The sequence below is a fragment of the Microbacterium sp. ZW T2_14 genome (assembly GCF_044987405.1).
GTDB lineage: Bacteria > Actinomycetota > Actinomycetes > Actinomycetales > Microbacteriaceae > Microbacterium.
Window position 1 is genome coordinate 1 of sequence record NZ_JBJDRK010000048.1, and the last position, 22965, is coordinate 22965.

Here is a 22965-nt window from a genome sequence, read left to right on the forward strand (position 1 = left end):
GGCGACCTCGCCGACCGCGTAGAGGCCGGGAAGCGTCGTACGACCGAACAGATCGGTCGCGACCCCGCCCATGAGGTAGTGCGCGGCCGGTGTCACCGGGATGGGCTCGCGCGCCCAGTCGAGACCGCGCTCGCGGACGGCGGCGTCGATCGTCGGGAATCGTCGCGCGAGGAACGCCGCGCGATCGTCGGCATCCGACGAGTGGATGTGCGTCGCGTCGAGGAGCACCGGGCGTCCGCCCTGGGCGTCCATCTGCCGCGCGATCGCCCGGGCGACGACGTCACGGGGCGCCAGCTCGCCGTCGGGGTGCACGTCGAAGACGAACCGGCGGCCGTTCTCGTCGACGAGGGCCGCGCCCTCGCCGCGCACGGCCTCCGAGACGAGGAAGGACTTGCCCGCCGCGGGGCCGGCGGCGTCAGCCTTGCCCTCCAGTCCGGCGGCGTCAGCCTTGCCCTCCAGTCCGGCGGCGTCAGCCTTGCCCTCCAGTCCGGCGGCGTCAGCCTTGCCCTCCAGCCCGGCGGCGTCAGCCTTGCCCTCCAGGCCGGCGGCGTCAGCCTTGCCCTCCAGGCCGGCGGCGTCAGCCTTGCCCTCCAGGACCGTCGGGTGGAACTGGAAGAACTCGAGGTCGGCGACCTCGGCTCCCGCCCGGATGGCCGCGGCGATGCCATCGCCCGTCGCGACCTCGGGGTTGGTGGAGTGCGCGTACAGCTCGCCCGCGCCGCCGGTCGCGAGCACGAGCGCGTCGGCGTGGACGGTCATGCGGCGGCCGGCCGCGGCATCCGTCTCACCGACGAGCAGTTCCGCCCCGGTGACTCGGCCGTTCGCGACGACCAGGTCGATCAGGAACGCGTGCTCGACCACGGTCACGGCGCTGGCACGTAGCCGCGCGACGAGCGCCTTCTCGATCGCCGTGCCGGTGGCGTCGCCTCCGGCGTGCAGGATGCGCGGGTACGAGTGTGCCGCCTCGAGACCTTTGACGAGTCCGCCGCTCTCATCGCGGTCGAACGCGACACCGAGCGCGATGAGCTCGCGGATCCGCTCCGGCCCTTCGTCGGCGAGCACGCGCACCGCGGCGGGATCGCTGAGCCCCGCGCCCGCCACGAGGGTGTCGTGGACGTGGTCGTCGACCCGGTCGTCGTCGAACATGACACCGGCGATCCCGCCCTGCGCGTAGCGGGTGTTCGCGTGCTCCAGGACGTCCTTGGTCACGAGGGTGACACGGCAGCCGTGCTCGACGGCGTGCAGGGCCGTCAGCAGCCCCGCGATGCCCGAGCCGATGACGACGGCGTGGACTGCGGCATCCGTCGACGAGGTCATGACGCGTTCTCCCACGCGGCCGCGGGGGCCGCCGGGGGCTTGGCCGCCAGCATCCGCTCCAATGCCAGGCGGGCCGGGTCGGCGACGTCCTGCGGCACGGTGATGCGGTTGCGGACCTCGCCGTCGACGAGTCCCTCGAGCACCCACGCCAGGTACCCGGGGTGGATGCGGTACATCGTCGAGCAGGGGCACACCACCGGGTCGAGGCAGAAGATCTCGTGCTGCGGGTATTGCGCGGCGAGCCGCTGCACGAGGTTGACCTCGGTGCCGATCGCGAACGTGGCGGGCTCCGTCGCGGCTTCGATCGCCTTGCGGATGTAGTCGGTCGAGCCGGATTCGTCAGCGGCGTCGACGACGTCCATCGGGCACTCGGGGTGCACGATGACCCGCACGCCGGGGTGCTCGGCGCGCGCCTTCTCGATCTGCTCGACCGAGAAGCGGCGGTGCACCGAGCAGAAGCCGTGCCACAGGATGACGCGCGCATCCTCGATGGCGTCGACGGATGCCCCGCCCAGCGGCCTGCGCGGATTCCACATCGGCATCTGCTCGAGGGGCACGCCCATCGCCTTCGCGGTGTTGCGGCCCAGGTGCTGGTCGGGGAAGAAGAGCACCCGGCGGCCGCGCTGGAACGCCCACTCGAGCACCGTCCGCGCGTTCGACGACGTGCAGACGATGCCGCCGTGGCGACCGACGAAGCCCTTGATCGCCGCCGAGGAGTTCATGTACGTGACCGGGATCACGGGCACGAGGCCGTCCGCGTCGACGGCGTCCATGTCGCCGTAGACCTCGGCGAGCTGCTCCCAGCAGTCCTCGACCTGGTCGATGTCGGCCATGTCGGCCATCGAGCAGCCGGCGGCGAGGTTCGGCAGGATCACGGCCTGCTCGGGGCGCGACAGCAGATCGGCGGTCTCGGCCATGAAGTGGACGCCGCAGAACACGATGGCCTCGGCATCCGGGTGCTCCAGCGCCGCGTTCGCGAGCTGGAACGAGTCGCCGACGTAGTCGGCGTGCACGACGACCTCTTCGCGCTGGTAGAAATGGCCGAGCACCACGACCCGGTCGCCGAGCGTCGCCTTGGCGGCGCGGACGCGTTCGGCGAGCTCCGCCTCGGATGCCTCGCGGTACTCGCGCGGCAGCTCGCCCTGGCGTGGTGAGCCCGTCGGGATGACGTCGCCCATCGACGAGCCGGGACCGTACCCGGGGCGCGTGTCGAAGTCCCACGGGCCGGCGGCGAGGTCGGTGTTGCAGGTCTCGCCGGTGGAGGCGCCCGCGATGATCGCCTGGATCGCGTGATCCACGGATGCATCGGTGCTCGTCCGCTGCGCGGTGCCGGGCCGCTCCGCGGTGGCTGGCTGAGCGTTGAGGGTGATGTTGACGGCAGGCATGTCGGGCGCTCCGTTCGGATGGGTCAGTCGCGCGCGTCGAGCGGGCCGCGGTCGGCGAGCTCGACGTGCTGGTTGTAGCGGTACAGGCGCGCCGGGCGGTGGCTGCCGGTGCGGAAGCGGTCGGTGGGGATGAGGGTGTCGGAGTTCTCCACCTGCCGACGGAAGTTGGCGGGGTCGAGCCGCCGACCGAGGATGGCCTCGTACACCTCTCGCAGATCCGCCAGGGTGAACTCGTCCGCGAGCAGGCCGTGGGCGATGCGGCTGTAGCCGACTTTGTTGCGCAGGCGCCACAGCGCGTATTCGACGATCTCGTTGTGATCGAAGGCCAGCCGGGGCAGCGACGCGGCGTCGAACCACGAGACGTTCTCGACGGTGCTGTCGGTGATCTCGTCGGCGCGCAGCAGGGCCCAGTACACGATCGAGACGACGCGGGTGGGCGAGCGATCGACAGCGCCGAAGGCGTACAGCTGCTCCAGATAGCTCGGCGCGAGTCCGGTCGTCTCGCCGAGGGTGCGGGATGCCGCGGCCGCGAGCCCTTCGGTCGCGTCGAGCCAGCCGCCGGGCAGCGCCCACTGGCCTTCGTGCGGATCCCGCGTTCGTCGCACGAGCGGGAGCACCACCTGCACGGCGTCGCTGCCGGGCAGGCGTCGCAGCGTGAAGATCACGGTGGACACCGCCACGCGGATCGCGTCGGCGGGGGAGAGTTCCGGAGCTGTTCTGGTCATAGTGACTCTAACTGTCGGTTCGATCATAGTGTCATGACGACCAGAAGCCAAACCGCGGCCGTAACCTCCGTGCTCCACGCGCGTTCCGGACCAACCGTTGTGAAGACGTGACGTAGCGGTGGGCCCGGAGGGATGCGAAGTGGTGCGGTGTTTGTTAGGTTTACGTTCAAACATTTGTTAGGACTCAGTACTAATGAATGCCCCGGGTGCCTTCGCACTCCTCCCTGCAATGTCGCACGAGAGAAAGAACCAACGATGATTCGAAACGCGAAGCGCCGAGCGGCGCTCATCGCCGTGGCCGGGACAGCGATCCTCGGCATCGGCCTGTCGGGCTGCGCCGGTGGTGGCGGCGACGACAGCGGTGAGTCCGACGGACGCACCCTCCGGGTCTGGGCGGGCAGCCAGACACCGATCGAGGCCAACTTCAACCCGTTCTCGCCGAGTGTGCTGCACGCTGCACTCGGCCCGATCTACGAGCCGCTGTTCTTCTACAACAAGACGGCCGACGAGGCGCCCGAACCCATGCTGGGCGAGAGCTTCGAGTACAACGAGGACGGCACCGTCATCACGGTGAAGCTCAAGGACGGCGTGAAGTGGAACGACGGTGAGGACTTCACCGCCGAGGATGCGGCGTTCACGTTCAACTACGAGCCGAACCATCGCGACGGTCTCATCTCGGCGGAGGCGACGGATGACAGCACCGTCGTTCTCACCTACGAGACGCCGCAGTTCACAAACGAGTTCCAGATCCTCGGGACCACGTGGATGCTGCCCGAGCACATCTGGTCGGAGGTCGACGACTACACCACGTTCACCGACGAGGAGCCGGTCGGCACCGGACCGTACGTGGTCGACAAGGTGACGGATGCCTCGTACAGCGTCGTCGCGAACGACGAGTTCCGCGACGAGGGCGTGCCCGCGATCAAGAAGGTGCAGTACATCGGCATCGATGCCAACCAGTCGGCACAGGACCTGCTGACCGCCGGAGAGCTCGACTGGACCGGGATGTTCGTGCCGAACCCTGACTCGGTCACCTCCAACGGTGTCATCAGCATGCTGAACACGCCGCAGGATCCGACGGTGCTCTACACCTGCTCCAACGCCGACCTCGGCTGCACCGGCCCGCAGACCGACGTGGCCGTCCGCCAGGCCCTCAACGTCGCGATCGACCGCGCCACGATCAAAGAGAAGGCGTTCGTCGGCCTGACCGGCGACATCTCGCCCACCTTCGCCCTGCTGCCGCGCGACCAGAAGTGGGTCGCCGACCTCGCGAACGAGGTCAGCCCGCAGTCGCCCGACGCTGCGGCCGCCGGTGAGATCCTCGAGGCCGCCGGCTACGCGAAGGGCGGCGACGGCTTCTACGCGAAGGACGGCGCGCCGCTCGAGCTGAGCCTCGTCTCGGTCGACGGCTGGACCGACTACAACGACGCCGCGAAGCTCATCGCCGAGCAGGCGGCGGAGGCCGGCATCAAGGTCAACGCATCGACGGTGCAGTGGCAGGAGTTCTCGGACGCCCGCCAGACCGGCCAGTACCAGCTCATCATGGGCGGCGTCATCGGCACCTCGGTCGCCGACCCGTTCCAGATCTACAAGGACTGGTTCACCGGCGAGTCGACCTCGCAGGTCGGCGAGGAGGTTCCGACCGGACGCTGGAACTTCAGCCGCTACGACAACGCCGTCGTGAACGAGGCCGTCGCCGCGGCCGCCTCCACGAACGACGAGGCCGTCAAGCAGGAGGCGTACGCCGCGGTGCAGGCCGAGATCGTGCGCGACCTGCCGTACATCCCGCTGGTCATCAACGCCACCCAGACGTTCTTCAACACGAAGGACTTCACGGGCTGGCCGACAGAGGAGGACCTGTACGCCTTCCCGCCCGCGTGGGGCTCGGTCGCGTCCGGCTACGTCCTCCAGCACCTGGAGCCGGTGAAGTAATGCGGAACCGGGCAGAGGCCGCGGCACGGAGGAGCAGGCCGCAATGAAGTTCTATGCGCGGCGGATCGCGTTCTATGTGGTGACACTGTGGGCGACGATCTCCCTCAACTTCCTCCTGCCGAGGCTTCTGCCCGGTGACCCCGCCGACATCCTCCTCGCGAAGATGCAGCGGGCGGGCGGCGAGCTCAACGAGACCACCGTCCGCAACATCAAGGCCCTGCTCGGCGGCGACTCGTCGTCGATGTGGGAGCAGTACGTCGCGTACTGGGGCCGGATGCTCCAGGGCGACCTGGGCGTCTCGGTCACGAAGTACCCGACGCCGGTGACGGAGCTCATCGCCGCGGCGCTGCCGTGGACGGTCATCCTGGTGGGCATCGCCACTGTCATCTCGTTCGTGCTCGGCGTCGGCATCGGCGCCTGGGTGGGCTGGAGACGGGGCACCTGGGTCGATCACCTCGTGCCGTTCACCACCGTGCTGCAATCCATCCCGTACTTCTGGCTCGCACTGGTGCTGGTCGCCATCTTCTCGGTGGCGCTCGGCGTCTTCCCGATCTTCGGCGGCTATGACGTGTGGGCGTTCCCCGACGGCCCGGAGTGGAGCTGGGACTTCATCGGCAGCGCGATCTACCACGGGTTCCTGCCGGCGCTCACGATCGTGCTGAGCTCGATCGGGGGGTGGCTGCTCGGCATGCGCAACATGATGGTCTCGACCGTGTCGGAGGACTACATCGTCACGGCCGAGGCCAAGGGGCTGAAGCCGATGCGCATCCTCCGCACCTATGCGACGCGCAACGCGGCGATCCCCTCGATCGCGGGCTTCAGCATCTCGCTCGGCTTCGTCGTGGCCGGCTCGATCGTGATGGAGCAGGTGTTCACGTACCCCGGCATCGGCAAGCTCATGATCCAGTCGGTGCAGAACAGCGACTACGCCCTCATGCAGGGTGTGTTCCTCGTGATCACGGTCGCGGTGCTCGCCGCGAACTTCATCATGGACATCGTCTACGGATTCATCGACCCGAGAGCACGTCACAATGTCTGAAAGGGTCGAAGTGACAGAATCGTCGATCAGCGATCTCGACAGCGCCCCCGAGACGCTCTCCGACCGCACCATCGATCCCGCCATCGTCGCCCCCGGCGCCCTGATGACGCCGCCGGTCGACGCCGAGGTCATCGCGGCACGGGACGAGGCATCGGCCGCCCGCCGCGGCATCCGTCAGCTTCTTCCGCGGATGTCGCTCAAGCTCGCGCTCGGCCTCATCATCGTCGGCGGGATCGTGCTGTTCGGCATTCTCGGGCCGCTGCTCTGCCAGGACCCCTTGGATTCCGACAACCCGGCGCTCTCACCTCCGAGCGCGGAGCACCTCCTCGGCACCACCAAGCTCGGCTACGACGTCCTCGCCCAGCTCGCGTGGGGCACACGGGGATCGCTCATGGTCGGCATGACCGCGGGTCTCATCGCCCTCGTGCTGTCCATCGTCTTCGGCATCATCGCGGGCTACAAGGGCGGCTGGTGGGACGAGATCCTGTCCCTCTTCACGAACATCATGCTCGTCATCCCGGGACTGCCACTGGTGATGGTGATCGCCACCTATATCCCCGGACGGAGTTGGATGCTGGTGGCCCTCGTCCTCGGGATCACGGGGTGGGCGGGCTCGGCGGTGGTCCTGCGGGCGCAGGCGCGCTCGCTGCGGTCGCGCGACTACGTCGCCGCCAGCCGGGTCGCGGGGGAGCGGACGACGCGCATCATCCGCGTCGAGATCCTGCCCAACCTCCTGCCGCTCCTCGCCGCCCAGTTCCTGTTCGCGATCATCTTCGCCATCCTGGGCGAGGCGGGCCTCTCCTACCTCGGCCTGGGACCCACCGGGTCGATCACGTGGGGCACGATGCTCAACGACGCGCAGACGGGTCAGGCCCTCGGCACCGGGGCCTGGTGGTGGTTCGTTCCGCCCGGCCTCATGATCGCGCTCCTGGGCGCCGGCCTGTCGCTGATCAACTTCTCGATCGACGAGATCATCAACCCCAAGCTGCGTCTCGCGCCCGAGAACGCGCGCCGCGTGCGCAGGGCGAAGCGCGCCGGCCGAGGCGTCGAGTCGAGCCGCGTCCTGAACGGAGCCGAAGCATGAACGGCGACGCCGTCCTGACCACGAGGAACGTGTCGATCGAGTACGAGGTCGACCCGCCGGTGAAGGCCGTCCGCGACGTCTCGCTCACCCTGCACCGGGGCGAGATCCTGGGCCTCGCGGGCGAATCGGGCTGCGGCAAGTCCACGCTCGCGTACGGGATCAACCGGCTGCTCAAACCTCCGGCGCTGATGACCTCCGGCGAGATCGTGTTCCACGACCGCTCCGGCGAGGACATCGACGTCGTCGGCCTCGCCGACGAGGAGCTGCGGCGCTTCCGGTGGGACAAGGTGTCGATGGTGTTCCAGGGTGCGATGAACTCGCTGAACCCGGTCATCAACGTCCGCGCCCAGCTCTTCGACGTATTCACGACGCACCGGCCGGGGATGTCCAAGCGCGAGAAGCAGCAGCGCAGCGAGGAGCTCCTGGAGCTCGTCGGCGTCGACCGGAGTCGCCTGTCGAGCTTCCCGCACGAGCTGTCGGGCGGTATGCGCCAGCGCGTCATGATCGCGATGGCGCTGGCCCTCGACCCCCAGGTCATGATCATGGACGAGCCGACCACCGCGCTCGACGTGGTCGTGCAGCGCGGCATCATCCGCGAGATCATGCGCCTGCGGGAGCGGCTCGGGTTCGCCGTGATCTTCATCACGCACGACCTGCCGATGCTGATCGAGATCAGCGACCGCATCGCCGTCATGCTGCAGGGCGAGATCGTGGAGCTCGGCACCGCGACCGGGATCTACCGCGATCCGCAGCACGAGTACACCAGGAAGCTGCTGTCGAGCTTCCCGAGCCTGCGCGGCGACAGGGGCGACTTCGTGCGCACCGGCACCCAGCCGGTCTCGGCGACGCCGGCCCCGGCGGTCGGCACCGTCCCGCTGGAAGAAGGAGCCGCATGAGCGCGCAGCCACTCACCGCGTCCGGGCCGCGCACGCTCGAAGCGCGGAACCTCGTCAAGGACTTCCGGCTCCGCAGCGGGCTGAGCTTCTCCACCCTCCACGCGGTGAAGGACGTGTCGTTCACCATCGAGGCAGGGCGCACGATCGCGCTGGTCGGAGAGTCCGGCTCGGGCAAGTCCACCATCGCGAAGATGCTGGCGCGGCTGGAGAACCCGACGAGCGGGCAGATCCTGCTCGACGGCACACCGACCGGCAACCGCGGCCGGGAGGTCGCGTCGTATCGCGGCGACGTGCAGATGGTGTTCCAGGATCCGTTCGCGTCACTGAACCCCTTCCACTCGATCGAGCACCACCTCGAGCGCCCGCTGCGCATCCACAACCCGGGGATGGGCAAGGCGGAGGTGCGCCGGCGCGTGCTCGAGCTGCTGGACCGGGTGCGGCTCACACCGACCGACAAGATGGCCGAGCGCCGCCCGCACGAGCTGTCGGGCGGTCAGCGCCAGCGCGTTGCGATCGCGCGGGCGCTGGCACCCGGCGCGCAGTTCATCATCGCGGACGAGCCGGTCTCGATGCTCGACGTGTCCATCCGCCTGGGCGTGCTGAACCTGCTCGCGCAGCTGCAGCGCGAAGACCACCTCGGAGTCCTCTACATCACCCACGACCTCGCGACCGCCCGGCACTTCTCCGACGAGATCCTCGTGATGTACCGCGGCGACATCGTCGAGCGGGGGCCGGCCGACACCGTCATCCTCGACCCGCAGCACGAGTACACGCGGACGCTGCTCGGGGCGGCTCCCGACCCCGAGAACCAGGGGATGCTGCGCGACGAGGTGCGCAGGGAGCTGGCGGCGAAGCAGCCCTGACACGCCGGCCACGTCTGCTCGCCGACACGCCGGACGCCATCGACGGGGCCGTTCTCCCAGGCTGGGTGCGTAGCCTGTCGAGACGGATCCCCAGGCGTGGAGGAGGTGGGATGGTCGTCGTCGACGTGGTGATCGTCCTGCTCCTCATCGCCGCCTGCATCGCCGGTGTCCAGCGCGGCTTCTTCGCCAGCATCGGGACGTTCGCCGGCATCGCCGCGGGCGCGTTCGCGGCCTTCTGGCTCACACCGCTCGTGAGCGGGTGGGTGCCCTCGCCCGTCTGGCGCGGCCCGGCCGTGATCGTCGCCGCGATCGGACTCGTCTTCGCCGGGGCGGCGATCGGCGCGGCCATCGGATCGGCGCTGCGCTCCGGCGCCGACCGGCTCAAGCTCCGCGGCGTCGAGCGCTTCCTCGGCGGCATCGCCTCCGTGCTCGCCGCCATCCTCGCGCTCGCCTTCGTCGCTCCCGCGATCGCCGTCGCCGGCATCCCCGTCGTCTCGTCCGCCGTCGCCTCGTCGAACATCCTCCGCGGGATCGAGGCGGCCACCCCCGACCCCGTCGCGGCCGCCCTGGCACAGCTGCGCGGCGCCGTGCTCGACGACAGCCTGCCGGGCCTCGGCCAGCTGCTCGGTCCCGCGACCGTCGATCCTGCGCCCCCGGTCGCCCTGGACGATCCCGAGCTGCAGCGGGCCGCGGCATCCGTCGCCCGCGTCTCGGGCAACGCGTACGCCTGCGGGCGGGGATCGGCGGGGAGTGGATTCGTCATCGCGGAGGACCGCGTGGTCACCAATGCCCACGTCCTTGCGGGCGTCGACATCCCGATCGTCGAGCTGCCGGGCGTGGCGGCGCGCGAGGGGCGTGTCGTCTACTTCGACCCCATCGACGACCTCGCCGTGATCGCCGTCGACGATCTGGGGGCCGACACCCTGCCCTTCTCGCCGACGCTGGCCGCCGGGGATGCGGCGGCCGTGCAGGGCTACCCCTACGGCGGCCCGTTCACCATGGTGCCGGCGGGGGTGGCGTCGGTGGGCACGGCCGATGTGCCCGACGTCTACGACGAGTCCTCGAACCCGCGTGAGATCTATGCCCTCGACGCGGTCGTGCGTCCCGGCAACTCCGGAGGCCCGCTGCTCACCGACGACGGAGCAGTGGCAGGCGTCGTGTTCGCACGCGCCGAGAACGACGAGAATCTCGGCTACGCGATGACCATGGCCGAGCTCGACCCGGTCGTCGCCCGCGCGCCGACACTCTCGAACACCGTGTCCACCGGCTCCTGCGTCGGCTGACGGCGTCGACCGCTATGCTGGCTGCGCAAGTCAATACGGCCCATCACCCGGGCGGGAGAGCCTCGGCAGCGCGATCGCCGGGCACCGAAGGAGCAAGCCTCCCCGCCAATCTCTCAGGTACCGCGTACCGTCCGGGCAGGCCGACTCTGGAGAGTGACGCTGATGCGTCCGCCGAAGGAGAAAGCCGGATGCCTCGCATCCGGTGAAACTCTCAGGCCCATGACAGAGGGGGAGTTCACAGGCGTCGAGCGGCGCCTGCCCGTCCGCGACCGGGAGAACTCATGACAGAACTCCGTACGACTGCCTTGCACGACCGCCACGATTCGCTCGGCGCCTCGTTCACCGACTTCGGCGGCTGGCTCATGCCGGTGCGCTACAGCTCCGACCTCGCCGAGCACCACGCGGTGCGCACCGCGGCCGGTCTCTTCGACATCTCGCACATGGCCGAATTCGCCGTCGACGGGCCGGGGTCCGGCGCCTTCCTCGACTACGCGCTGGCCGGCGCCCTCTCTCCGATGCGCGTGGGCAAGGCGAAGTACTCGCTGGTGCTCGACGAGTCAGGCGGCATCGTCGACGACGTCATCGTGTACCGGATCGCCGAGCACCGCTTCCTGGTGATCGCCAACGCCGGGAACCGGGAGGCCGTCGCCCGCGCGTTCGCCGCCCGCATCGATGGGTTCGGGGCCGAGCTCGACGACCACACCGACGACATGTCGCTGATCGCCGTACAGGGCCCCGTCGCCCGTGCCGTCGTGGAGGCGACGGCCGGCATCACCGATGTGACGCCGTCGTTCGCGGACCTCGGCTACTACGCGTGGGCATCGGGATCGTTCGACGACGCCTCCCTTTTCGTCGCCCGAACCGGCTACACCGGCGAGGACGGCTTCGAGCTGCTGGTCCCCAACGCGGTCGCCCCGGCGCTCTGGGATGCGCTGCTCGCCGCGGGCGAGCCTCTCGGACTCGTTCCCGCCGGGCTCGCCGCGCGCGACACGCTGCGCCTGGAGGCAGGGATGCCGCTCTACGGCCACGAGCTCTCGCGCGACATCGTGCCCGCACAGGCCGGGCTCGGCCGCGTCGTGGCGGTCGAGAAGGACGACTTCGTCGGCAAGGCCGGTCTCGCGGCGGTCGTGACGCCCGACGCCCCGGTGCTCGTCGGCCTCGTCTCGGAGGGCCGGCGCGCGGGTCGTGCGGGCTACGCCGTGTTCGACAGCGCCGACGCCGAGACCCCGGTCGGCGAGATCACGAGCGGCGCGCTCAGCCCGACGCTCGGACATCCCATCGCCATGGCGTTCGTCTCGCCGGAGGCGAGCGCCCCCGGCACCCCGCTCTTCATCGACGTGCGAGGGACCCGCATCCCCGCGACCGTGACCGCCCTGCCCTTCTACCGGAGGAACTCATGACCGACCTCACCGACCTCAAGTACACCGCCGAGCACGAGTGGGTCGCCCTCGACGGCGACACCGCGACCGTCGGCATCACCTCCTACGCCGCCGACAAGCTCGGCGACGTCGTGTTCGTCGAGCTGCCCGCCGTGGGCAGCACGGTCACCGCGGCCACCGTCGTCGGCGAGATCGAGTCCACGAAGTCCGTCGGCGAGCTCTATGCGCCGCTGACGGGCGAGGTCGTCGAGGTCAACGACGCGGTCGTCGACGACCCGTCGCTCGTGAACGCCGATCCGTTCGGCGCCGGCTGGCTCGTCAAGCTCACCGTCGACCCGGCGACCGTCGCCGAGCTGCTCGACCGCGACGCGTACATCTCACTCACGGGCGGCGCCGAATGACGGGTCTGTTCGTCGATCGTCACATCGGGACGGATGCCGCAGCCCAGCGCACGATGCTCGACGCCCTGGGCTACGACAGCGTCGATGCCCTCGTTCAGGCGGCGGTGCCGGCATCCATCCATGCGAAGCCGCGCTCGGACGGGAGCGCCGCGCAGACGACCGACATCCCGCCCGCCGCGACCGAGGCCGAGGCGCTCGCCGAGCTGCGCCAGCTGGCCTCGCAGAACCGCACCGCCCGCCCGATGATCGGCCTCGGCTACTACGACACGCTCACACCGTCGGTGATCGCGCGCAACGTGCTCGAGAACCCGTCCTGGTACACCGCGTACACCCCGTACCAGCCCGAGATCTCCCAGGGGCGCCTGGAGGCGCTCATCAACTTCCAGACCATGGTGACCGACCTCACCGGGCTCACGACCGCGAACGCGTCGATGCTCGACGAGTCGACCGCGGTCGTCGAGGGCATGCTCGTCGCGCGGCGAGGCTCCAAATCGGCGTCGAACGTCTTCGTGGTCGACGCCGACACGCTGCCCCAGACGAAGGCGCTGCTCGCCCATCGGGCGGCGGCGGTCGGCATCGAGCTCGTGGAGCTCGACCTCGCCCACGGGGCGACGCTGCCCGATGACCTCTTCGGCGCGTTGATTCAGTACCCGGGCGCGTCGGGCCATATCTGGGACCCGTCCGGCGTCGTCGACGCCGCTCATGTCGCGGGTGCGCTCGTGGTGGCGGCTGCCGACCTGCTCGCGCTCACCCTGCTGCGCTCGCCCGGCTCGTTCGGGGCGGACGTCGCGGTGGGCACGACCCAGCGCTTCGGCGTGCCGCTCGGCTTCGGCGGACCCCACGCCGGCTACATGGCCGTGCGCCAGGGGCTCGAGCGCCAGTTGCCCGGACGCCTCGTGGGTGTCTCGCAGGACGCCGCCGGCCACCCCGCGTACCGCCTCGCGCTGCAGACCCGCGAGCAGCACATCCGCCGCGAGAAGGCGACCTCGAACATCTGCACGTCGCAGGTGCTGCTGGCTGTCATGGCCTCGATGTACGCCGTGTACCACGGCCCCGACGGGCTGCGTGCGATCGCCACCGACGTGGCGAAGAAGACCGAGGCGCTCGCCGCACGGCTGCGCACGTACGGCCTGTCGCTCCGCTCCGACGCCTTCTTCGACACCATCCGCGTCGCGACGCCGGGCGCCTCGCGCCGGGTGATCGAGCGCGCCCGCGAGCGCGGCTACCAGCTCTTCTGGGCAGACGACGCGACGGTCGGCGTCTCGATCGACGAGACGACCACGGCCGACGACCTCGCGGCAGTGGCCTGGGCCTTCGGACTGCCCGAGAACGAGTTCCTCGGTGCGGGCGAGCAGGGCGAGCGCACGCTGCCCTTCGCGGATGCCGAGCCCCTCGCCGGTGTGCCTTCCGTGCTGCGTCGCGTCGAGGAGTTCCTCACGCACCCGGTGTTCAACACGCACCGTTCCGAGACGGCGATGATGCGCTACCTCAAGCAGCTCTCCGACCGGGACTACGCCCTGGACCGCGGCATGATCCCGCTGGGATCGTGCACCATGAAGCTCAACGCCGCGACCGAGATGGCGGCGGTGTCGTGGCCGGAGTTCTCGCGCGTGCACCCGTTCGCGCCCGAGGCCGACGTGCACGGCTACCTCGCACTGATCGAGCAGCTCGAGGTCTGGCTCGCCGAGGTCACCGGCTACGACGCGGTATCTCTGCAGCCCAACGCCGGCTCGCAGGGCGAGCTCGCCGGACTCATGGCGATCCGGGGATACCACCGCGCCAACGGTGATCAGGGGCGCACGGTGTGCCTCATCCCGTCGTCGGCGCACGGCACCAACGCCGCGTCCGCCGTGCTCGCGGGCATGCGGGTGGTCGTCGTGGCGTGCGACGACGCCGGCAACGTCGACCTCGACGATCTGCGCGCGAAGATCGCGGCGCACGCCGACGAGCTGGCCGCCCTGATGATCACGTACCCGTCGACGCACGGCGTGTACGAGCACGACGTGCTCGACATCACGCAGGCCGTGCACGACGCCGGGGGACAGGTGTACATCGACGGCGCGAACCTCAATGCCCTCCTCGGCTACGCGCGGTTCGGCGACCTGGGCGGCGACGTCTCGCACCTGAACCTGCACAAGACGTTCGCGATCCCGCACGGCGGTGGCGGACCGGGCGTCGGTCCCGTGGCGGCGAAAGCCCATCTCGCACCGTACCTGCCCTCGCATCCGTTCTCGCAGCGGCGGGATCACGCGGGCGGCGTCTTCGACGGCGGGCCCATCTCGGCCGCACCGCACGGATCGGCCGGCATCCTGCCGATCTCGTGGGCGTACGTGCGGATGATGGGCGCCGAGGGGCTGCGCGACGCCACTGCGGCCGCCGTGCTCGCGGCCAACTACATCGCGGTGCGCCTGCGCGGGCACTACCCGGTGCTGTACACCGGCGAGGACGGCCTCGTGGCACACGAGTGCATCCTCGACCTGCGGCCCCTGCGCGAGGCGACCGGGATCACTGTCGACGATGTCGCCAAACGGCTCATCGACTACGGCTTCCACGCCCCGACGATGTCGTTCCCGGTCGCAGGCACGCTCATGGTCGAGCCGACCGAGTCGGAGGACCTCGGCGAGATCGAGCGCTTCATCGAGGCCATGATCGCGATCAAGGCCGAGGCCGAGCGCGTCGCGGCGGGGGAGTGGCCCGCCGACGACAACCCCCTCGTGAACGCGCCGCACACGGCCGAGGCCGTCGTGGTGGGCGAGTGGACGCATGCCTACTCGCGCGAGAGCGCCGTGTACCCGGTCCACGCGCAGATCCGCACGAAGTACTGGCCCCCGGTCCGACGGATCGACCAGGCGTACGGCGACCGCAACCTCGTCTGCGCCTGCCCGCCCATCGAGGCCTTCGCCTGACGGCCAGTGGAGACGGGATGCCGGTGCCCGCGGCATCCCGTCGCCCTCCGGTTCGCGAGCCCGCCCGAGCCGCGAGGGTGCAGCTGGCGGACGACAGGTAGGTGAACTCCCTACTCCTCGTCCGCCGGCTGCACCCTCGCCGATTCGGATCGGGCGGTCTGGCGGTGCGGGGCGCGCGCAGACAGCTCCCGTTTCAGGGAGTGGAGCGGGACCGACTGCTCCGATGCGATCGGACGCAACCCGGCACCGAGGAGGATCTGCTGGAGAGGTGTGACCGACGTAGCGTCGCCCCACCCCCAATGCGCGATCGCGTTCACCTCGGCCTGGCTGCGCAGGCGCCGGTCGCGCACGTGCTGTCGTCGCAGCACTGTCGCGGCGTCGCCGAATCGGCCGTCGTACTTCAGGTCGCCGTCCGCCTCGCCGAGCACCCCGAGCGAACGCCAGAGCATGTCGCCCCGATCCACCTCACCCGAGTCCGATCGGAACGAGATCTGCAGTTCGGGCTCGGGGAACCCGAGCCATTCGATCACACAGAGGCTGACGGACTCGAGCGCCGTCTCGGCCTGTGCGGTGCTGCGGCTGAGTGACCAGCGCGCGATGTTCCGGCCGCGACTGCTCGTCCTCATCTCATTGCCAGCGACCAGGAGCTCCCGGGTCAGTGCGGGATCGGCGCGCAGAGCTGCGTCAGCGGCGGATCGGCCGATCGCCGGGTGCCGATGGCGAGAGAGGTCGATCGCTGTATCAGCAGGAGAGGTGAGGGCCATCCCGCTCGCCTCGACGATCGTCCTGTCATCAGCGGCCCGATGCGACCGCACGCCCGCAGCCAGACGCGAGGTGCCCGAGCTTTCGACGAGGAGGTGGATGACGACCGGATCGCCGAAGATGGGCATGCCGAGCAGAGCCGCTGCCGACTCGCAGCAGAAGACCACGTCCGGCAGCATGAGAGCAACGGCGTGGACACGGGCCAGGTAACGATCCCACGGCGCGAGCGCCTTCCACAGCCTGGCGGATGCATATACCCCGTGGCGGACCCTTACGAGCGCCCCCGTCGCAACAGCCCGTTCGGGATGCGGCGTGTCCGTCCAGCGGATCAGAGGGATCGGACTCGGCCTGACGATCGTGGACGCGGCGATGAGCGGCATCCGTCCACCATCCGCGGTGTGGCGCGGTCGCGCCGTCCCTCCGGTCCGATCTGTGGACGACACCTCCCGGGCCCCGTCGGTGGAGGAGCCGCCGCGCACCCGCCTCCTGCGTCCTGCCCCGCCCCACCCCCAACGTCACCCGCGGCGATGCGGCTCGCCCCGAGAGTGCACCTGGTGGACGAGGCATAGGCAAGTTCCCGACCTCTCGTCCACCAGGTGCACTCTCGCCGTCGGGCAGGGGCGCCTTTAGGCGGACGGCGTCGGCGTCGGCGTGGGGGAGGGGGTCGGGATCGAGGCGAAGACGCCGGGCCAGAGTGCGGCAGCCAGCGGGTACCCGACGAACGCGACGATGTCGAGCAGCGTGTGCGCGATCACCAGAGGCATGATGCGCCCCCATCGGCGGTAGCACCAGCCGAAGACCAGGCCCATGACGAAGTTGCCGACGATCGCGCCGATGCCCTGGTAGGCGTGGTACGCGCCGCGCAGCGCGGCGGTCGTGAGGATGATCGACCAGTCGTTCCATCCCAGCCGCCGCAGCCGGTCGAAGAGGTAGCCGATGAAGATCACCTCTTCGGTGAGACCCGCGCGCAATGCCGAGAGCACGAGGAGCGGCACCGTCCACCACGCGGCGTCGAGCGGCGATGCCACGACCGCGACGGTGATCCCCAGCGCCCGTCCCGCCGCGTACAGCGCGAGCCCCGGCAGGCCGATGACGGCGGCGAGCAGGATGCCGCGGCCGAGGTCGCCGCCGAACCTGGTGAAGTCGAGACCCATGCGCCGCAACGCGTTCGTTCCGGGCTCCCAGAGCAGATACACCACGAGCGCGACGAGGGCGAGGTCGAAGAAGACGGCGAGCAGCTGGTAGGTCACGTCCCAGAAGGCCTGCACGTCGCGCGCCGGATTCACCTGGGTCTGCTGCTGCCCCAGCGGCACGGGTGCGAGGAGCTTGCGGACCAGCGACAAGACCGAGTAGAGAGCCGACTGGCCGACCGAGATCGCCAGGACGATCCAGACCTCCCACGCGAGACGCCGGCGGCCGTAGCGATCGGGCGCAGCCACCTTAGTGGAATCTCTCACGCCTGTGGGCGAGTTTGCGGGCGTCATCTTGTCAGATTGTCACACTCCGGGTCGATTGAGTTAAGGCTCTGTAACGTTTTCCCCGATCGTTTTGACCATCTCACCACTGGTGCTTATCGTTTTCCCATCCGCGCGCCGTCGGGTTCATGCCCGGCGTGCCCGCACAACCCTGCACAGGAGGAACAGTGAGAATGAAGCGCATCTCGGCTGCGGTGGCACTCGCCGCAGCCGGCGCACTGGTGATCTCGGGCTGCGCCGCCGGTGGTGGCGACAGCAACAACGATGACTCCGGTCTCGTTGAGGGCTCGTCGATCACCGCCGCGTGGAACCAGGCCTTTTACTCGATGAACGGCAACACGTCATTCGGTAACGCCACTGCGAACAACAACATCAACTACTTGGTGCTCGACGGCTTCAACTACTACAACAACACTCCGGAGCTGGTGGAGAACACGTCGTTCGGCTCGTACGAGATGGTCAGCGAGGACCCGCTGACGGTGAAGTACACCATCAACGAGGATGCCAAGTGGTCGGACGGCGCTCCCGTCGACGCGTCGGACCTCATGCTTCACTGGGCCGCCCTGTCGCGCGCGCTGGACACCCCTGACTTCGACCCGGCGGACTTCACCGACCCCGACACCGGTGAGTTCACCGAGGAGTTCCCCACCGACGTCGTGTACTTCGACTCCGGCGCAACCCCGACGTCGGGCCTCGGCCTGGTCTCGGCGACGCCCGAGGTCGGCGACGACGGTCGCACCGTCACCCTGACCTACGACGCCCCGTACGTCGACTGGGAGCTCGCTTTCGCGACCATGGGCTCGATGCTTCCGGCTCACATCGTCGGCAAGAAGGCCCTCGGCATCGACGACAACGAGGAGGCCTCGCAGGCGGTCCTCGACGCGATCGAGAACAACGACGCCGCCGACCTGGCGCCCGTCTCGGCGTTCTGGAACTCGGGCTTCAACTTCACCGAGATGCCTGACGACGCCGACCTCGTCGTCGCGAGCGGCCCGTACATGATCAGCGACTACGTCGCCGACCAGTACGTCACGCTGACGGCCAACCCGGAGTACACCGGAGACAACGCGCCGAACATCGAAGAGATCACGATCCGCTTCATCTCCGACCCGCTTGCCGCCGTGCAGGCTCTGGAGAACGGAGAGGTCGACATCATCCAGCCGCAGGCGACCGCCGACATCACCACCGCTCTGGACGGCATCGACGGCATCACCGTCGACACCAGCCTCGGTGGCACGTACGAGCACGTCGACCTGCAGTTCGACCAGGGCAAGAACCCGCAGAACATCTTCTCGAACGCGAAGGCTCGTGAGGCGTTCATGAAGGTCATCCCGCGTCAGGAGATCGTCGACACGCTGATCAAGCCGATCATCGGCGACGAGGCGATCGTGCGTAACTCGCAGATCTTCGTCCCGGGTGCTGAGGGCTACGACGAGTCCGTCGCGGCCAACGGCTCCGACGCCTACGCCGATGTCGACATCGAGGGCGCCAAGGCGCTGCTGGCCGAGTCGGGCGTCACCGACACCTCGGTCTGCATCCTGTACGCGTCGAACAACCCGCGCCGTGTCAACGAGTTCGCCCTGATCCAGGCTTCGGCCGCTCAGGCCGGCTTCAACGTGACGGACTGCGGCTCGGAGGAGTGGGGTGGCCTGCTCGGCACGCCCGGCGCCTACGACGCGTCGCTGTTCGGCTGGCAGTCGACGAGCCTCGGAGTGACGAACTCGCTTCCGACGTTCGAGACCGGCGGCATCAACAACATGAACTTCTACTCGAGCGAGCCGGCGGATGACGTCATCGCGCAGCTGAACACCGAGTTCGACGAGCAGAAGAAGATCGACCTTCAGATCGAGCTGGACAAGACGCTGTGGTCCGACTTCTACGGAGTCACCATCTTCCAGTTCCCTGAGGTCACGGCCGTCAGCGACCGCGTCACCAACGTGACGTCGTCCATCCTCGCCCCCACGGTGTTCTGGAACGCCTGGGACTGGCAGGTCGCCGACAGCGGCTCGGAGGAGTAATCACCGACACGGCACACGCCGAGTTCACGCTCGGTCAGTGACCGAGGTGGGGTGCAGGTCCCCGAAGGGGCCTGCACCCCACCGCGTTAGACTCCTCCCAGCGGCGGAGCACGGACCGGACGTCTCGCCGGTTCCGCTCCTGCGCTGATTCATCGATTGGCAGGCGGCCACACCATGGCTTCATTCATCATCCGGCGGTTGATCGCGTCGATCTTCGTGCTCTTCGCCGCGACATTCCTGATGTATCTGCTGGTGTCCTTCTCGGGCGATCCCCTAGAGGACCTTCGGCAGGGCAACGCCCCGAACAAAGCGGAGCTGATCCAAGCCCGCACCAAGCTCCTGAACCTCGACGTCCCGCCGCCGCTGCGCTACTTCCTGTGGCTCGCCGGGCTCTTCCGCGGAGACCTCGGGGTCAGCATCCAGAACCAGGCGGTCAACGCCCTGCTGGGCAACGCGATCACGTCGACGCTGACGCTGGTCACGACCGCGACCGTCGTCGCCATCGTCCTCGGCATCTCGGTCGGCATCGTCTCGGCTCTGCGCCAGTACACCGGCTTCGACTACGGCGTGACGCTGCTGGCGTTCCTGTTCTTCTCGCTGCCGATCTTCTGGGTCGCGGTGCTGCTGAAGCAGTACGGTGCGATCCGGATGAACAACTGGCTGGCGAATCCGACGATCACCGTGCCCGTCATCATCGGCATGTCGATCGTGACGGGTCTGATCTGGATGTCGCTGATCGGCGGACGATGGCGACGCCGCCTCATCGTCCTCGGTGTGGCCACTCTGGCGACGGCTGCGGTGCTGACGTTCCTGTCGGTCACCGAGTGGTTCGCGGACCCGAGCATCGGCATCGTCGTCTACGCCTTCCTCGCGGTGGGCATCGCGGTGGGTGTCACCGCCATCTCGACGGGCCTGCGCAACCGGAAGGCGGTGTACGCCTCTCTGATCGTCGCGGCCATCGGCATCGCGCTGTACTCGCCGATGATGAACTACATCCTCAACGGCATGACGATGTGGGTGTTCCTCGGGCTCGCCCTGCTCGCGGTGGTCGTCTCCGGCGCGGTCGGCTGGTTCATGGGCAGCCCCGATCGTGCGCCCGTCGTGCGGACCACCGCGATCGTCGGCTTCCTGGTGGCAGCCCTCATCGCGCTCGACAAGTACATGTCGTACTGGGCCGCGTACTCGAACTCCAGCCGTGTGCGTGGCCGCCCCATCGCCACGGTGGGCGCGTCGACGCCGGGCCTCGGCGGCAACTTCTGGGTGCAGGGCATCGACCTGTTCACCCACCTGCTGCTGCCGACGATCGCCATCATCCTGATCTCGTTCGCCAGCTACACGCGGTACTCCCGCGCAAGCCTGCTCGAGGTCATGAACCAGGACTACATCCGCACCGCGCGGGCGAAGGGTCTCACCCAGCGCACGGTGGTCGTGCGTCACGCCTTCCGCAACGCGCTGATCCCGATCACCACGATCATCGCCTTCGACGTGGGCGCCATCATCGGCGGCGCCGTCGTCACTGAGACCGTCTTCGGCTGGAGCGGCATGGGACGACTGTTCGTGACCGCCCTGGATGCCCACGACCCGAACCCCGTGATGGCGTTCTTCGTGGTGACCGGCACCCTGGCAGTGATCTTCAACCTCATCGCGGACCTCGTCTATGCGGCCCTCGACCCGAGAATCAAGGTGGGCTGACATGAACACCACAACCATGAACGAGCCCGACGCCCGCGAGAACGAGGCCAAGGCCGAGGTCACGATCGAGCAGAAGGAGACCGAAGGTCTCAGTCAGGGTCAGATCGTCCGCCGGCGCTTCTTCCGGCATCGCGCGGCGCTGATCTCGATGATCGTCCTGGCCTTCATCATCATCCTGGCGTTCACCTCGGTGGGTGTGAACCTCTGGGGTCTGCGGATTCCCGGCTGGTGGCAGTACTCGTGGGACGAGATCCCACCGAAGGTGAACAACGGCGTGCCGACCATGACGCTGTGGCCGCTGCAGTTCGGCGACCACCCGTTCGGTCAGGACGAGGTCGGTCGCGACATCTTCGCCGTCGTCATGCGCGGCACGCAGCAGTCCGTGATGGTGATGGTCATCGCGGGCGTCGTCGCCTCGATCATCGGCGTGGTGGTCGGAGCGATCGCCGGCTACTACGGCAAGATGACCGACTCGGTGCTGATGCGCTTCACCGACATCATCATCACCATCCCGCTGATCGTCATCGGCTCCGTGCTCGGCAACGCGTTCGGCAGCCTGGGTGCGGCGGTGCTCGGTGTCGTGATCGGCCTGTTCGCCTGGACGACGATGGCGCGACTGGTGCGCGGTGAGTTCCTGACGCTGCGTGAGCGGGAGTTCGTGGACGCCGCGCGCGTCTCCGGCGCTCGGGACCGACGGATCATCTTCCGCCACATCCTGCCGAACTCCGTGGGCGTGATCGTGGTCAACGCCACGCTGCTCATGGCGGGCGCGATCCTGCTGGAGTCGTCCCTGAGCTTCCTCGGGTTCGGCGTGCAGTCACCGGACACCTCGCTGGGCAAGATCATCTCCGAGAACCAGGCGGCGTTCTCGACGCGTCCGTGGATCTTCTGGTGGCCCGGCGTCTTCATCATCGCCATCGCGCTGTGCGTGAACTTCATCGGCGACGGTCTGCGCGACGCGTTCGACCCGCGCCAGAAGAAGATGCCCAGCGAGCGGGCCATGGCGCGTGCCGGGCGGGCCAGCGGCCCCATCGCGCCGACCGTCGACACGACGCCCTCGACGGACGCCCACATGGTGGATGTCGGGATCCAGACGGCCTACACGGGCGAGGACATCGTGAACTTCAACGATCCTCGCCGTGAGGAGCCGGGCGACGTACAGCACAAGCCGCTCGATCCGGAGCGGTGACGTGCGACTGCTAGACCAGCAGACCGATCACGGTGGCCGCGGTCAGCGCCACGACCACCGTGATCGTCGCCCAGTGCCACGTGATCGTGGTGGCATCCGGGTCCACGCCGGGGGCGAAGGCATCGGCATCGCGCAGCCGCTCCCAGCGACCGCGGATGAGCTGGGCCAGGTTGCCGCTGGGCGTCGTCAGCGCGTCGGCGGGGCGGAGTTCGCCGACCGAGCCCTGGGCCGTCTCGCCTACTCCGTCGAAGTCCTTCGGAGCGAGGCCGAGTGTGCGATGCCGTCCCGGCGCCGGCGCCGCCCACACGGCGATGCGACCGTTGGCCGTGTGCAGCGTCAGCGAGTAGCGGGTATCGATGGCGGTGATCGAGGGCCAGGGCACGAAGCTCGTGCGCAGGACATTCTCGACGGTGATGCCGTGCTCCTGGACGAGCAGGCTCGGCCGCCAGAAGACGGCCCAGGCCAGCACGCCCACCAGCAGGACCGGCCAGATGTAGCGCAGCGTCGACGCGGGATCGGCCACCAACAGAGCCACGGCGCCGAGGGCGCACACGACCACGGTCACGAGGGCGAGGACGCGGCCGAAAATCGGCCTGTAGCGGACTTCCTGGAACGACAT

The 22965-nt window shown here is 68.9% G+C and carries 18 protein-coding genes and 2 riboswitches; of the genes, 12 read left to right on the forward strand and 6 right to left on the reverse strand.

The features are described 5' to 3' along the window. From ACI3KY_RS15385 to ACI3KY_RS15395, 3 genes are all read right to left on the reverse strand, one after another. On the reverse strand, nt 1–1317 hold a 1317-nt coding region (locus ACI3KY_RS15385; RefSeq protein WP_404931026.1), incomplete at its 3' end, for an L-aspartate oxidase. Then, nucleotides 1314–2702: a quinolinate synthase NadA gene (gene nadA / locus ACI3KY_RS15390; protein WP_404931027.1), complete on the reverse strand. Its 1389-nt coding sequence runs from the start codon at nt 2700–2702 to the stop codon at nt 1314–1316. The genes nadA and ACI3KY_RS15385, both read right to left, overlap by 4 nt. 23 nt (nt 2703–2725) lie before the next feature. Beyond that, the gene (locus ACI3KY_RS15395; RefSeq protein WP_404931028.1) at nt 2726–3427 is read right to left on the reverse strand and encodes an NUDIX hydrolase; all 702 of its coding nucleotides are present in this window, start codon (nt 3425–3427) and stop codon (nt 2726–2728) included. A 255-nt stretch (nt 3428–3682) separates the two neighbouring features. Here ACI3KY_RS15395 and ACI3KY_RS15400 point away from each other — a divergent pair, with 255 nt between their 5' ends. The 9 genes from ACI3KY_RS15400 to gcvP all read left to right on the forward strand — a co-directional run bounded on the left by ACI3KY_RS15400 (nt 3683) and on the right by gcvP (nt 15210). After that, nucleotides 3683–5359, forward strand: a complete 1677-nt coding sequence (locus tag ACI3KY_RS15400; protein ID WP_404931029.1) for an ABC transporter substrate-binding protein — start codon at nt 3683–3685, stop codon at nt 5357–5359. A 43-nt stretch (nt 5360–5402) separates the two neighbouring features. Beyond that, a complete protein-coding gene (locus tag ACI3KY_RS15405; RefSeq protein ID WP_194413638.1) occupies nt 5403–6398 on the forward strand; it encodes an ABC transporter permease in 996 nt (331 codons plus the stop codon). 10 nt (nt 6399–6408) lie between these two features. Next, nucleotides 6409–7482 carry an ABC transporter permease gene (locus tag ACI3KY_RS15410; RefSeq protein WP_404931030.1) on the forward strand — a complete coding sequence of 358 codons (1074 nt, stop codon included), beginning with the start codon at nt 6409–6411 and terminating at the stop codon, nt 7480–7482. Continuing rightward, entirely contained in the window at nt 7479–8378 is a 900-nt protein-coding gene (locus ACI3KY_RS15415) for an ABC transporter ATP-binding protein (protein ID WP_404931031.1), read from the forward strand. The genes ACI3KY_RS15410 and ACI3KY_RS15415 overlap by 4 nt, the downstream gene beginning before the upstream one ends. Further along, entirely contained in the window at nt 8375–9241 is an 867-nt protein-coding gene (locus ACI3KY_RS15420; protein ID WP_404931032.1) for an ABC transporter ATP-binding protein, read from the forward strand. The genes ACI3KY_RS15415 and ACI3KY_RS15420 overlap by 4 nt, the downstream gene beginning before the upstream one ends. 110 nt (nt 9242–9351) lie before the next feature. Further along, nucleotides 9352–10524 (forward strand): MarP family serine protease, encoded by a 1173-nt coding sequence (locus ACI3KY_RS15425; protein WP_404931033.1) that lies wholly within the window; start codon nt 9352–9354, stop codon nt 10522–10524. A 42-nt stretch (nt 10525–10566) separates the two neighbouring features. Continuing rightward, a riboswitch (glycine riboswitch) is annotated at nt 10567–10664 on the forward strand. Further along, nucleotides 10665–10760, forward strand: a riboswitch (glycine riboswitch). It begins immediately after the preceding riboswitch. A 45-nt stretch (nt 10761–10805) separates the two neighbouring features. Continuing rightward, on the forward strand, nt 10806–11924 hold the full coding sequence (gcvT, locus tag ACI3KY_RS15430) for a glycine cleavage system aminomethyltransferase GcvT (RefSeq protein WP_404931034.1): 1119 nt from the start codon (nt 10806–10808) through the stop codon (nt 11922–11924). Continuing rightward, a complete protein-coding gene (gene gcvH, locus ACI3KY_RS15435; protein WP_404931035.1) occupies nt 11921–12304 on the forward strand; it encodes a glycine cleavage system protein GcvH in 384 nt (127 codons plus the stop codon). The genes gcvT and gcvH overlap by 4 nt, the downstream gene beginning before the upstream one ends. Continuing rightward, a complete protein-coding gene (gcvP, locus tag ACI3KY_RS15440; protein ID WP_404931036.1) occupies nt 12301–15210 on the forward strand; it encodes an aminomethyl-transferring glycine dehydrogenase in 2910 nt (969 codons plus the stop codon). Before gcvH ends, gcvP begins: the two co-directional genes overlap by 4 nt. A 110-nt stretch (nt 15211–15320) precedes the next feature. On the opposite strand, the gene ACI3KY_RS15445 is transcribed toward gcvP, so the two are convergent. Both ACI3KY_RS15445 and ACI3KY_RS15450 read right to left on the reverse strand, forming a co-directional pair. Then, nucleotides 15321–16151, reverse strand: coding sequence for a hypothetical protein (locus ACI3KY_RS15445; protein WP_404931037.1), 831 nt, complete (start codon nt 16149–16151; stop codon nt 15321–15323). A gap of 447 nt (nt 16152–16598) precedes the next feature. Beyond that, the gene (locus ACI3KY_RS15450) at nt 16599–17429 is read right to left on the reverse strand and encodes a CPBP family intramembrane glutamic endopeptidase (RefSeq protein ID WP_404931038.1); all 831 of its coding nucleotides are present in this window, start codon (nt 17427–17429) and stop codon (nt 16599–16601) included. A gap of 191 nt (nt 17430–17620) precedes the next feature. Between ACI3KY_RS15450 and ACI3KY_RS15455 the strand changes: the two genes are divergently transcribed. The 3 genes from ACI3KY_RS15455 to ACI3KY_RS15465 all read left to right on the forward strand — a co-directional run bounded on the left by ACI3KY_RS15455 (nt 17621) and on the right by ACI3KY_RS15465 (nt 22346). Continuing rightward, complete coding sequence (locus tag ACI3KY_RS15455) at nt 17621–19465, forward strand: ABC transporter family substrate-binding protein (RefSeq protein WP_404931039.1); 1845 nt, start codon at nt 17621–17623, stop codon at nt 19463–19465. Nucleotides 19466–19639: 174 nt separating this feature from the next. Further along, complete coding sequence (locus tag ACI3KY_RS15460; protein ID WP_404931040.1) at nt 19640–21157, forward strand: ABC transporter permease; 1518 nt, start codon at nt 19640–19642, stop codon at nt 21155–21157. Between the two features lies 1 nt (nt 21158). Next, nucleotides 21159–22346, forward strand: a complete 1188-nt coding sequence (locus ACI3KY_RS15465; protein WP_404931041.1) for an ABC transporter permease — start codon at nt 21159–21161, stop codon at nt 22344–22346. A gap of 10 nt (nt 22347–22356) precedes the next feature. Here the strand turns inward: ACI3KY_RS15465 and ACI3KY_RS15470 are convergent, their stop codons facing one another. After that, nucleotides 22357–22965, reverse strand: a complete 609-nt coding sequence (locus ACI3KY_RS15470) for a PH domain-containing protein (protein ID WP_404931042.1) — start codon at nt 22963–22965, stop codon at nt 22357–22359.